The organism is Nitrosomonas oligotropha (assembly GCF_900106555.1).
GTDB lineage: Bacteria > Pseudomonadota > Gammaproteobacteria > Burkholderiales > Nitrosomonadaceae > Nitrosomonas > Nitrosomonas oligotropha_A.
The window spans coordinates 46,929-59,451 of sequence record NZ_FNOE01000020.1; the positions used below are offsets into that span (position 1 = coordinate 46,929).

Annotated in this window: 12 protein-coding genes; 2 read left to right on the forward strand and 10 right to left on the reverse strand. The window is 49.2% G+C overall.

Annotated elements, in window-relative coordinates; all coding sequences use genetic code 11:
* Positions 1 to 65: 65 nt before the first annotated feature.
* From BLU57_RS11010 to BLU57_RS11020, 3 genes are all read right to left on the reverse strand, one after another.
* Positions 66 to 581: a hypothetical protein gene (locus BLU57_RS11010; protein ID WP_090320647.1), complete on the reverse strand. Its 516-nt coding sequence runs from the start codon at positions 579 to 581 to the stop codon at positions 66 to 68.
* Between the two features lie 103 nt (positions 582 to 684).
* Complete coding sequence (locus BLU57_RS11015) at positions 685 to 2,703, reverse strand: CopD family protein (RefSeq protein ID WP_090320650.1); 2,019 nt, start codon at positions 2,701 to 2,703, stop codon at positions 685 to 687.
* A gap of 249 nt (positions 2,704 to 2,952) precedes the next feature.
* Positions 2,953 to 3,993 carry a retropepsin-like aspartic protease family protein gene (locus BLU57_RS11020; RefSeq protein WP_090320653.1) on the reverse strand — a complete coding sequence of 347 codons (1,041 nt, stop codon included), beginning with the start codon at positions 3,991 to 3,993 and terminating at the stop codon, positions 2,953 to 2,955.
* 189 nt (positions 3,994 to 4,182) lie between these two features.
* Between BLU57_RS11020 and BLU57_RS11025 the strand changes: the two genes are divergently transcribed.
* On the forward strand, positions 4,183 to 4,638 hold the full coding sequence (locus tag BLU57_RS11025; protein WP_256206248.1) for a hypothetical protein: 456 nt from the start codon (positions 4,183 to 4,185) through the stop codon (positions 4,636 to 4,638).
* Between the two features lie 16 nt (positions 4,639 to 4,654).
* A complete protein-coding gene (locus tag BLU57_RS11030; RefSeq protein ID WP_090320656.1) occupies positions 4,655 to 5,200 on the forward strand; it encodes a YMGG-like glycine zipper-containing protein in 546 nt (181 codons plus the stop codon).
* A 172-nt stretch (positions 5,201 to 5,372) separates the two neighbouring features.
* Here the strand turns inward: BLU57_RS11030 and BLU57_RS11035 are convergent, their stop codons facing one another.
* From BLU57_RS11035 to BLU57_RS11065, 7 genes are all read right to left on the reverse strand, one after another.
* A complete protein-coding gene (locus BLU57_RS11035) occupies positions 5,373 to 5,927 on the reverse strand; it encodes a hypothetical protein (RefSeq protein WP_090320659.1) in 555 nt (184 codons plus the stop codon).
* Positions 5,928 to 6,047: 120 nt separating this feature from the next.
* Positions 6,048 to 6,857, reverse strand: a complete 810-nt coding sequence (locus BLU57_RS11040) for a methane monooxygenase/ammonia monooxygenase subunit C (RefSeq protein ID WP_090316992.1) — start codon at positions 6,855 to 6,857, stop codon at positions 6,048 to 6,050.
* Positions 6,858 to 7,114: 257 nt separating this feature from the next.
* A complete protein-coding gene (locus tag BLU57_RS11045) occupies positions 7,115 to 7,849 on the reverse strand; it encodes a response regulator transcription factor (protein WP_256206249.1) in 735 nt (244 codons plus the stop codon).
* The gene (locus BLU57_RS11050; RefSeq protein WP_090320667.1) at positions 7,797 to 9,314 is read right to left on the reverse strand and encodes a sensor histidine kinase; all 1,518 of its coding nucleotides are present in this window, start codon (positions 9,312 to 9,314) and stop codon (positions 7,797 to 7,799) included. The genes BLU57_RS11045 and BLU57_RS11050 overlap by 53 nt, the downstream gene beginning before the upstream one ends.
* Positions 9,315 to 9,514: 200 nt before the next feature.
* Positions 9,515 to 9,721: a YjfB family protein gene (locus BLU57_RS11055; protein WP_256206250.1), complete on the reverse strand. Its 207-nt coding sequence runs from the start codon at positions 9,719 to 9,721 to the stop codon at positions 9,515 to 9,517.
* Between the two features lie 77 nt (positions 9,722 to 9,798).
* Complete coding sequence (locus tag BLU57_RS11060; protein WP_090320673.1) at positions 9,799 to 10,398, reverse strand: hypothetical protein; 600 nt, start codon at positions 10,396 to 10,398, stop codon at positions 9,799 to 9,801.
* A 158-nt stretch (positions 10,399 to 10,556) separates the two neighbouring features.
* Complete coding sequence (locus tag BLU57_RS11065; protein ID WP_090320678.1) at positions 10,557 to 12,158, reverse strand: GGDEF domain-containing protein; 1,602 nt, start codon at positions 12,156 to 12,158, stop codon at positions 10,557 to 10,559.
* Positions 12,159 to 12,523 lie beyond the last annotated feature (365 nt).

Genomic DNA, 12,523 nt, shown 5'->3' on the forward strand with positions numbered 1-12,523 from the left:
CGCCATCCACCAAAAACCATTCACAATGAAATTGTTACAACAATTACAGCAATCACAGGAACGGTTCACCGCCCCGCTCCACTTCCCTTAACTACCACTGACGTGCTCGAGTCCGACGCTTTCAGCAGCACCGAATAATTCGCATCGACGGTCAGCATCATGCCGTGGTTGATCATGACGCTGGCGGGTTGCGGCGGTGCGCATTTGCGTTCGCTTTGCAAGTCTTCGCCGACATTGCAGACAGCGTCGTACAGTTGCCGAACCATCGTGATTTCGCTATCGGGAATCGTTGCATCGCGCGATGATGGGCTTTTGTTGCGGCCGCCGGTCAAACTTCGGAAATAACCCAGCTCGCGCGAAGTTGCAGTATCGTCGATTTCGACACGGTAGACAGTACTGCGGCCATTGGGTGCGGGTTCGCTTTTGGTATACAGCGAAGAATTGACTTGGGTATAACCTTGCGCTTGTAAAATGTCAGGAATCTTTTCCGCAGGTGTGGTTAGCGAAACACCGGCAATTTCAATTGCCGTCAGCGGATGTTTTTGCGAGCCTGTGGCAACCGCAAGGCCTTGTATTGCCATCAAGAAGATCGCCGCAAAACTCCAGATTCCGGCGCATGTTCTCCAATATGCAGGCCTTGAATTGTGTGCACATGGATTGTTCATCTTTACCTCCGGTTAATCGTCAATGCGCATGCTCCCCCGGCGGCGGCATGATTTCGCCTTCCTGGTTCAGTTGTGTCAATTGCAGCGTCAAGGCGCCGACATTCTGCCAGCCAAAACCTTCAAATTGCGCCACCCAGCGCGCGCGCAGGTAGCCGAAGCGGTCGGTGACGAATTCCATGTGTTGCGGGAACATCCCTTTGCTTGATAGATCCGGCACGACCCGGACGCGCCGGTACCACCAGTAGGTGTCTTTGATTTCCTCCCAGCCTTCGGTGACGATCGGGAATGGCGCGATTTCGGTGATCTGCTGCAATTGCGCATCGGTCAGCGGATGAATCGGCACCGCCAGTATTTCGGTGTTGAGATCGCGAATCCGGTCGTACGACGCCGCAAGCTGGAAGAAACGGTCTTTGGCTTGTGGCCAGGCGAACAACACCATCAGCACGTTTTTTTGCAGGCGGAAATCCTTCAGGTTGCCGCTGGAGCCGTCGCTGGCGGTGTAGTTGAACACGGGCGAGGCGATCGCGGGGGTTTCCGGCACGATCATGCTGCCGAGCAAGCGCGCATCGAAACCACGCGACATCGCGTGCAGAAAATTGATCAAATCCCAGCGTTCTTCTTCCGACAGCTTGTTCGCGTATCCCGGCATTTCAGTGCCTGGGATGCCGGACGATAACTGGTGGAAAACATTGCCCACCGTGTATTTTGCCGTGTGTTCCTGAGTGAGCAGGTCGGTCGGATCGCGCACGTCGGGATCGGGGGACGGTTTGGTTCCCTTGCCTTGCGGGCCGTGGCAGTTGACACAATTTTCCGCATACAGATGCGCACCGGCGACGATGGAAATCGCATCGATCGGTACCGTCGGTTTTTTATACGTTTCCGGAAACGCTTCGACGGCCAGCGGCGGCAGCGCCAGCGCCATCGAACTGATACCCAGTACGCCGGGCACCAGAATTTTCACCACGCGGCTCCAGTGCAACCGGATGCCGAGCCAAATCGTGCCAAGCGCAATCACAAACAGCACAATGCCCGACCACACTTTATCTTGCACATCCGGCTGATCCCAGGTCGCATCGATCGAAAAACGGAACGGGTACGGCCAGTTCTCGACCATTGCATGCTTGGCCGGCAATGTGTTCGCCAAAACGGTGGCGAACAGCACCAGCAGCAGCGCCAGTACGAATTCGATGCGCACCCACTGCGTCAAATGCGCGGTGCTGTCACTTTGTTCGTTTTCGCTCCGTTCCAGCAGCGGCAACCAGCGATTACGCGCTTGGTAAGCAATCACCAAAATGATGGCCAGAATAGTCAGTTTGAAATTCAGCAGCCAGCCGTAAGCGCTGGCAACCAAGGCGTAGTATTTTTCATCCACTAGCCTGTCTGTGACGATCACGCCGGTAATCATCAGCAAAAGCATGACGGGTAAAGCAATCGCGGAAAATTTTTTCAGGTAACCAACGGCCGTTTGCAGCGCGGTAAAACCCATTTCCTTCCGCAGATTCAACAAAATCAGCAAAAAGGCCGGCAGCGCACCAAACCAGATTCCCGCCAACAGGATATGAATGGCGTACGGCGCGATGGCGGTGAATGACATTTCATCGGCACTGGAATGGCTCATCAACGTGCCTGCGATCAACGGCAACGCCGCGAGCACAGCCCATAACACATAGTGACCGCGCGTGCGGCTGGAAGATTGCAGCTTTACCACTGCGTAAAACATTAGCACCGCGAATAACATCCGCGCCGCCCAGATATGACCGATCTGCGTTTGTTGCACGACCTCCATCCAAACCACGGGATTCCATGCATTCGTAACATCCCCGGTGGCGTCGCTGGTAGTCGTCGCCAAAATGCCGATGAGTCCGGCGACGATAGTGCCCGCAAGCCAGGGAAATATTTTCTCCAGCCGCATCATCCAAGGCGTCTCCAGAATACTTCTCTGCTGCCAGATAATGGCGAGAAAAACACAGCTTCCAAACAGGATCAAGTTGGCGGTCAGTTGCGACCACCGGGCAAATGCAGCAATGATTTCAATCATGGTTTTACGATAGGAATGTAATGGTTACTTTGACAACACTTGCGCCGTTGGTTGCAGCCGGTTATCCGGCTTAGCAGATAATTCTAAAATTCAAACTCGGGAGCGCTATTGCGGTGTATTTTACTGTACAAAAACGGCATAGCCTAGCGCTGCATTGCGGTATCACAGCAAGTCTCGGTTAGAAGCCAATCAACGGCTTATGTAATCCAGCGGGGCGCAATGCCGCTAAGGCACTATTTGAGAAATACGCTACGGTGCGGAAATCCGCATGACTTTACCAGCCTGCTCGATACGGAAATTCCGCAGCACATTCATACCCAGCAACGCATCTCCGGGCATATTGGGCATGACCATCACATCAACCTGCGTGAACCGGAATGATCCGAATGTGAGTTCCGGCACCTTTGCAGCGCATGCGTCGACTTGACCGTTGGCTGTGGTAACCTGGCGCGGCGTGCATTTCCGGATACCTGCCCGAGCCGCGATGCCGGAAGAAATCGACACGATGGTTGCGCCCGTGTCGATCATAAACACGACGGGAGTGCCATTTATGGTTCCTGAACTGAAATAATGGCCATCCCGTGTCTGCTTCAGCTCCATTTTTCCGGAGCCGATGACCTCAGCAGGTTGATGAACCTCCTGCACACTGGCCGGTTGCGATTGACTATAAGCGAGCGCCAATTGAATTGGCCGCAGACCGGAGCCGCTGAATTGCATTGATGTCGTGGAACCCGCATCAACCGAGATACCGCCAGCAACGGAAACGATCGCGCCGTCGGTAAACCCCGTTGCCAAATTACACCAATCCGATCCGACCAGAACTTGCATTCCGTATTTGCCAACTGGCACGCTGAGCTGAAGGCTATTACCTGCATGAATGGATAACGCGAGCAGTTGCTGAATACCTGCGGGATCGGATAGCACCGCCACCATTGGATGATCGTAGTCATTTTGGATTTCCAATCCGGCATAAAGCACATCGGTGCGTTTCATAACCGAGGGATCGATCAGATAAGCAGCTCCGTGTTGCGGCAATGCTCCACAGCCGGTTGGTCCGGTGATCGTAACCAGGGAATTGCTCGCGGGCTGGGCATAAGGCTGATTGAGCGATTGGAAATACTGAAAGACGATGAGCAAGGTCAGCGCCAGAACAGTCCAGCAAAAAATATCCCGGATCACCGTTTTCCACGGCCACTGTATAGAATGGCTTGCCGCGACTTTCTGTTCCGTAGACTGTGTTTTTTCTTTAGCGCGTTTCCGGTGCAAATAATCTCGATCCTGGATGCTCATTTAATTTTATATGCGGGAGAAATCGGAAGTACCCGGTTGTTCAAGGGAAAGATCCACCAATCAGAACTGATATTTCTACGGATGCGGGTACTTCAACTTGAGAAAATAAGCTGTGCGATTTTTTCCGGGCTTCCTCACGGCAACGCGAATATTGGGCATTCAGGATTCATTCAGCTCGCAATCCATACTATGCATCAAAAGAACCTGCGAAACATGGATATGAAAAATCTCGGCTGGATGTATTGGATGATTGGTTTGCTGGCACTGACGGCGCACGATGCCGTTTTGGCGCGTGGAGGACATGGGCATGGACACGGTCATCATGGTCACGGCCACAGGCATGGCCATTTCAGTTTCGGCATCAATACCGGCGGATTCAATTCCGGTTTCTACGGCCCTGGCTTCTATCCATACGGTTCTTATGCTTTCCCCGGCTCCTACTTCGTCCCGCCTCGTTACCGGTACTCACCCAGTCCGGTAGTATCGGTAACGCCACCTGTCTATGTTCAGCGCGAACCATCGAGAGCGGCTCAACCGCAAGCGGGTTATTGGCACTACTGCCGGAATCCTGAAGGCTATTATCCCACTGTGAAGAATTGCCCGGATGGCTGGATACCAGTCGCCCCGCAATCACCGGCACCCTAATGTAAAGAGGCACAACATGTTAATCCTAAGAAATTTAATGATCGCAACGCTGGCCGTCTGGCTGACCGCTTGCGCTCATCTGCCAACCGGCCCGAGCGTAATGGCATTGCCAGGTTCCGGAAAAAACTTCGATCAGTTTCGTTCGGATGAATTGGTATGTAAACAGTATGCTTACGAACAGGTCGATGGCAACACACCCCGGCAAGCATCGCGGATAAGTGGCTTGCAGAGCGCAACTCTGGGTGCCGGGCTAGGTGCTGCTGCCGGTGCTGCATTGGGAGGTGGTCACGGCGCAGCGGTCGGCGCTGGGATTGGTCTGCTATTCGGTAGTTTAATGGGATCAAACACGGCGGCAGCTTCCGGCTATTCCAGTCAGCAGCGCTATGACAACAGTTATGTTCAGTGCATGTACGCCAAGGGACATCGTGTTCCCGTCGACGGAAGAATTTCTGCTAACTCATCGGGGGGAAATATTGTGAACAGGAAACCGGTTACACGATCCGATCAGTTCATACCTCCGCCACCCCCGGCAGGGAACCCGCCGCCACCGCCTCCACGTTAGCGCCACTTTTTATAATCAGCGGCTTGTCATCGACCTCCTGACAAGCCACTGATTTTTTTCTCCCTTATGGTGCTGTGATTGCTGCTAAGGCGAACTTCCCGGTTTAGTACAAAATCGGTGCTTCTACGGTTGTAAAGCTTTTTATCGAACGGAATAATAACAAAGGCTGCTATCAGCTCTCCAGTTGACGCCGTTTCAACAACTTGTCGGTAAAGAATGCGAGCAACAAAAAGGTGATGATATAAGGTACAGATTTCAAGAACAGATCTTGATAATTGGTTACCTGTATCCGTAATGGATATTCGTAGTGCAACGGCGGCACGCCTTCACCCGTAACGAACAACGTATATTGCCCTGGATCCAGATTGAATTCCCCTTTAATGGTGCCATTCGAATGATTGGTAGAATACAGGGTTGTTACAGTATCGCTTAAAGCTTGCCCGGTGCCTCTGACGATTTTAACGGCAATCGGCATGTCACGCAGCGCTTGATCGACCAAATCCAGAACCCACAACGTTTCACCTTCTTTAGGAATCTCGGTACAGTACTCAGCTTCCGGATCGTATTGCGGCTGGTAAGTGCTCAGATGCACCATACTACCGGACACATTACGCATACAAATATCGGCCTCCAAATTTACTTTTCCATGCGCAGCCGCTAAGCCAGAATAAAACGCTACTGATAGTAGCGCTACTGAAGCCCATATTTTTATAACTTGTTTGATCATATAAACCTCCTCTACTTTTTGACCTACACCGGTGAACTACAGCTTGTTTTTTACTCCCGCAATCTGCTCTAAGCAGAGCTGCGGGAGAGGTTGCACTAACTACCTAGTACTCAGGTTGGATCAAGGAACGATCCGGTTGTTCAGAATTTCTTTACTTTGACCATTCCAGATCACATCGGTCAGGTTCGAATAACGGGTAATGATCTGTGCTGCAATACCACCCGAGAATAAACCTGCCCAACCCAGAATCACAAAGCCCCAGTGCAGCGGTGCGCTGAACAGTTCTTCCATGAACCAGAATGCATGACCCCATTCGTTCAAACCTACGTTTGGCAGAATCATCAATGGGCCAGCAATTGCCATAACCAGCGGGAACGATGTGCCGCGGCTGTACAGTGGCAGACGGGTCATCGCGTACAGGTATGATGCTACGCCACATACGATGTACATTGGGAATGAACCGTAGAACACCACTACGTGACTTGGTGTAAAGCTGGTGTCACGAATGATCACTTGGTGCCATGATGCGTCTTGTTCGGTGAAGAAGCTGCCACCCCAGTAAACACCAAACAGGTATACACCCAGCCACATCATCCAGTAGAAGTAGCGTTTCACTTCCAGTTTCGGATCCAGGTTGTCCAGCTGTTCTTTGGTGTCACGGGTTTTCAGTATCCAACCCCAGGTGACTAACGCAAACAAAGGCATCAGAGTCATGTGTACGCGCCACAGGCCCATCCATACTTTGTCAAATTCCGGTTCCATCGAGTCCATACCGTGTGAGTATGCAAACGTTCTTTGGTACCAGATCCAGAATATCGCAACCAGCAGCATGGTTAACATGCCCAGTTTGTAGTATTTTGAGTCATACCACAGCGACATATCATAGTCAGCACTTGATGCACTGCTACTCGTGCCATAAGTTGTTGCCATCATATCCTCCATTGATTAAGTTAATTTACACTGCGTAACACGGCTATCGAAGTAGCAATCACGAACTGCTTGTCATTGCTTTCGTGGCCTTTTTTACGCAATTAAGAATAACTGATCATCAGGCTTTTACAATGAGTGGATCCACTCATTTTCAATGATCGCTGTGTGGTTTCTTCAACACGAAAAAGGGATTTTTTAAAACAAGACAGCGAAACTTATCACGCCGTGATAGAACAAAAATTGCTGTGTTTAGAAGCTCAATGGGAGGGTGCAGCAGGCAGATTATCGGGGAAATGAATATTTGATTTTTGCGCTCTTAATCGCAACGCAAAATTGATCAGGCTATTCGGGCCGCTTAAATCGAGTTTGCGGGAAATGTTGACGCGATGATTTTCAATCGTTTTTTTGCTCACAAACAGTTTTTCGGCAATCTGCGGTGTCGTGAAGCCCTCGGCTATCTTATTGAGTACCTTACGTTCCGCTTTGGTAAGACTCGTTATTTTTTCCAGCGACGCTTCGATCAGCGCGTCCTTTTCCGGCTGAGTCTGCCGTATTTGCTCTAACTTTTCCATCCGGGCTTTGATACTGTTTAACAATTCTTCCTTCGTGAACGGTTTGGTGAGGTAATCATCCGCCCCCATATTCATACCCGCACGGGTATCCGAACGCGTTGACTTTGCGGTAAGAAAAATAAAGGCGTGAGTTGCTGATTGTTGGGCCTGCTTGATCTGTGCCAGCACTTCAAAACCGTCGATTCCCGGCAGCATGATGTCGCAGATAATAATGTCCGGATTCGATTCCACTGCCATTTTTACACCGGCTTCACCCGATGGCGCGCTGATTACCTGGAATCCGTAATGCGCGATAATGGCGGTAATGTTTTCGCGCAATGCATTTTCATCTTCGACCACGAGAATCAGCGGATTATCCATCGTATGTTTATACCGGTAATTGAATGGTGATGGTGCAACCGCTACCAACCCTGCTTTCAAGACTGATATCTCCACCGTGCAATGTGATCAGTTTCTTCGCAATCATCAAACCGAGCCCGCTTCCTGGATATACCTTGGCGTTGGACGCGCGGAAAAACGACTGAAACAGAAACGCTTGATCCTTTTCTGGAATACCGATGCCATAATCTTTCACAGTAATTAAATAGACACCATCTTGCAGTTTTACGGTCATTTCCGGGGCTTGTTTCCCTTCGGAATACTTGAATGCATTCGACACGATGTTGCGTAAAACATTTCGCAGCACAATTTCATCTATATTGACGATACAGTCGGGTGCGTCAAAATGGTAATCCAGTTTCCTTTGCTGCTCGTTGGGTTCAACATTCGATTGCACAAACGCATCCATGAACTGCCGGAAGGGAAGATGCTTCTTGGTCAGTTCAATCTTGCCCTCGTCGATCCGCCCAATATCCAGAATGTTTTCCATCAGCTCGGTCATACGGGTTGTTTCTTCCGCCATAATGGCTTTGTGCTTCTGAAAAAACTCGATAAAGGAAGCACTCAGTCCGGCCGATTCCATTCTCAAATCCAGCAGATCGATGCTGGAACGGATGGTCGCGAGCGGCGTGCGGAATTGGTGTGACGCTAAACTGACAAACTGGGTTTTAAACCGGTTGAGCTCACGCTCTTTTTCCATAGCTTTTTGCAGCCGGTGCTCAGCCGTCTTGATCACCGTGATGTCATTTTCTACCGCAACGTAATTGATCAGTTTTCCCGCGTCGTCGTACACCGCGGCAATATTGAGATAAAGCCATATTTTCTCACCGCTTTTAGTGTAATTCAGAATTTCACCGGAAAAAGTTCCGCTGCTGCGGAGTGAACGGGTAATCTCGCGAATAGTCTCAGCAGACGTTTCCTCACCTTGTAGAAAAGCAGCCGGATCAAGTCCTATGACTTCTTCCGACCGGTATCCCAGGATTTCCTCAAAACTGTTATTGATCCAGATAATCTTCTTTTCGGGATCGGTAATCATCACGATACCGTTGGTTTTCTCGGCTACATAGGCCATCCGCTGCAAATCCAGCTCACTATTTTTCCGCGCGGTAATATTTTGCACAATACCGTACAAACCGGTGATTTCGCCATACGCATCCAGTATCGGGTGAATCGTGGTGGTATGCCATTTGACCCGGCCATCCTGCATAACAATCATAAAATCATCGCTACGCTCTTTTTTCGTGGCTGTAACATGCGCAATCAGGGCTTGCATTTTTTCTTTTTCAGAACCTTGGTAGAGCTGTGTGCTTTGCAATAGCTCAGCGCATTCAAAATCCTTATCTAATTCGTAAAAATCATAGAGATAATCCGACCAGACGGTAAAATCCGTGGAGAAGACATAAGACCATTCACCGATCTCTGCGGTTTTGCACAGAAGAGATAACCGCTTTTGCTGCGACTCGAGCGAATCAAAAGTTGCCAGATTGAAATTGGGTCTATAGTTCATGCGAAACCACGCTGATAAGCCAGTTAATTAACATTAAGAAAAAAGAAAAACGCTACCGAACGTATTGTAGCGAAATAAAAATATCACTTTGGAAGCATTTTGGGAATAGTAATGAGCATGTCGTCCGTCTGAAAAAACAGCTGCCCATAATAAAACAGCGCTAACAAAGTAGCGCTGCGAAAGCCAATAAACCTATCAATTCAGGCTGTAGTATTGACATTCTGTCCCAGATGCTGCGGCAGACTCGCCGAGGTTTGATTTGCGTCGGGAATCGCTTCAATCAAAGCAAGCGCACCCGCAGCATTTGAATCTATCGCTTTCTTTAGTACCGCTATTCCGACCGCCTGGTTTGCGCTGAATTCAGCCATTGATGTTGCCAAGCCTGCAATACCGTTAACATCCATCATATTCTCCTCTTCCTGTTTAGTACCATTAGCGGCACACCCATCAGATATTTTAGGAGTACGCAGCATATTGCCGGCGATCAGTCTTTTTTCAGCAAGGGTGATAAAGCGTTCTTAAGATGGTTTTTCCAATCCAAACCGACTTGCAGTGGAATTTTCACTTGCAGATCAGCATTCTCGGTATTCTTCCCTTCCAAATACAAAATATATTGCCCGAGCTCGTCCAATTTAAATGCAGTCGTAATCACTCCCGATGGATGCTGCTGCGCGGGTGTCGTCATCACTTCATGCTCTTGCTGATGTTCTTTTTCATCGATTTCAAGTTTTACCAGGCGCAGCGCCAAGGAAAAATCGCGCGCCGATTCGGGATACAGCAGATCAATCGAAATATTGAGCGATGCCGGTTCCGGTATTTTCCCGCACTGCACAGGCACATGTGGCGAGCGGAGATCGTCCGGTGACTCATAACCTTCAGGAAGATAGTAACCTGAGTAACCGATAATGAGCGCTTCCGATTCTATCGTGCAGGCGCCGCCGCGAAAACCTTTGGGATACGTATCGGAAAAATCCCCTTGCGAACTGGTACGGTACAACAAACCAAATACAATAAAAGCGGAGACCACCGCAATCAAAAGTGCAAACTGAAACTTGCGAACGGAGAATTTTGATGGGGTCAACATGGCTTTATGGACTCGGTGTAAAAAGGAAGAAATTATATCAGTCAATCCTGATCGGCATACAGCAACTCTGTGCGATACACCTAGCCTGCTTGTTTCTCCGGTTATCGAACGACCCCGGTCATACTGCTTTTTTATACGGCCATGCCAAGTAGAACGGCCTAATCAGCGGCGATAATCTGATTCTTGCCATTCTTCTTGGCGCGATATAAGGCGCCGTCGGCGCGCTTAAAAAGATCTTCCTGGGATTCTCCCGGATGATACTGCGCCACGCCGCCGCTGAAGGTAATTAATAAGCGGTTATTGTCATGCAGGAAGAATTTCTTGGTCATATAGCGGCGTATTCTAGATATGGTTTGAATCGCCTCTTTGAGCGCGGTATTGGGCAGCAGAATTGCAAATTCCTCGCCGCCATAACGCGACACGACGTCTTCCAACCGCACCGTTTCCTTGACCGCTTCCACCAAATGACACAAAGCATTATCGCCGACATGATGCCCATGAGTATCGTTGAGCAGCTTGAAGTTATCGATATCCAGCAACGCGAAACATAACGGCGTGTTGTTGCGTGTCGCGCACGACGCCTCGCGCTGATAAGCATTATCAAATCCACGCCGGTTCAGTATGCCGGTCAAATGATCTTCATGGACCTTCTCGCCCATTTCCTGCAATTGCGTTTCCAGCAGACTGATTTGATTTTGCGCGGCATCAGCTTCCGTCCTGGCGGCAACCAAATCCTTGCGGTAATTGACTATGTTCTTCTGTACTTTATTGGTCTCTTGCATGATTTCCGCAAGTAACTGATTGATCTCCTCGATCTCATCAACCTGATTGATTTTCTCCGAGTAATACTCCAGTTTCTCCTGATATTCCCCGGTGGCATCCGATAGCTCTTCCAGATTGGAAATCAGTGAAGTAACCATCTGCCGCATCGTTACCCTGGCTTTACCCAGACTTTGCTTTATTATTTCCTGCCTTTGAATGATTTCTTTCAGATACTGCTCGGCTTGCGCGATGATCTGCACATCCAGCGGCATGGATACCGTGTCTTTCAGTTTGGCAAGCTGCTTTTTAATCCACTGGTCTTCCGACAACAATTCAGCCGTACTGTCCATCAGCAGGTTCAGTAACTTTAACAAACCTTGTTGCAAACTGGCTTCACACTGATTGGATAATTCCAGTTTGACGCAAAACTGCTGGAAATGAACTATAAATTGATCCATTTCCGGTTTATTCTGAATTTCCCGCACTTGCGATGCCAACGATCGCGCTTCTTCCGCCAGCGTTTCGCCATTGACTTGCTTGGCGACGATGTTCTCCAGCATCTGCGCCAGTAAATCCAGAAGCTGGCCGGTATAACCGCTGATCTCGTTGTCTTGCTTGATAGCGCCAGAATCCGGCTGGGATGACTGCACCTTGGCTTGAACGGCTAAGGTCGTACTATTAATCGTTATGTTTTCAGTGGTGGCAAACTTTACCAGGGCAGTCTTGTACTTTAGCCAATTCTTTTCGTTGACGGCTTGCTCCAGACTATTGGCGCAATTCAGCAACGTGGGCGTATGACGAGGAAATTCTTTCGCCAGCTCAATCAGCAATTTCGCGGTAATAGCTGAAATTTGATTCTCAGGGTTTCCGGCAATCTGATCATACAGTTTGTGATAATTATCCGGTGTCGGGGAAATTTTAAGGATCGCAAGTTGTTTTAATGTTTCACGTGCAATCACGGAAGGATTCAGATTGGTGTCTTTTGTATCTTGACTCATAGATATTTCGCGCGGCTGCTAACCCCTATCCCTCATCGTATGATTTTTCATCGCGGTACAAATCGTTTCTTGACTCTAATCACTCTATCGCTGGCTTACTCACCACCTGGACGGGCTGAATTATAATCTCTAATAACCAATAACGTCATTCTATATGTTTCTTATAATGATCAGTAAGCCAACTTCATTTTGCAAGATCATCTGAGGGTGCTATGGGAAGATGAGCAGCCACCTCAGTTTATTTGAATAACAATACTTATCATTTGAATCTGTAAGAATCCCTAGCGTTGTTTACAGTATTCAGGAGAATACTGTAGATGAAGATACACAAACGCACTCGCTTAACATTATTGGATCGTCAGGAA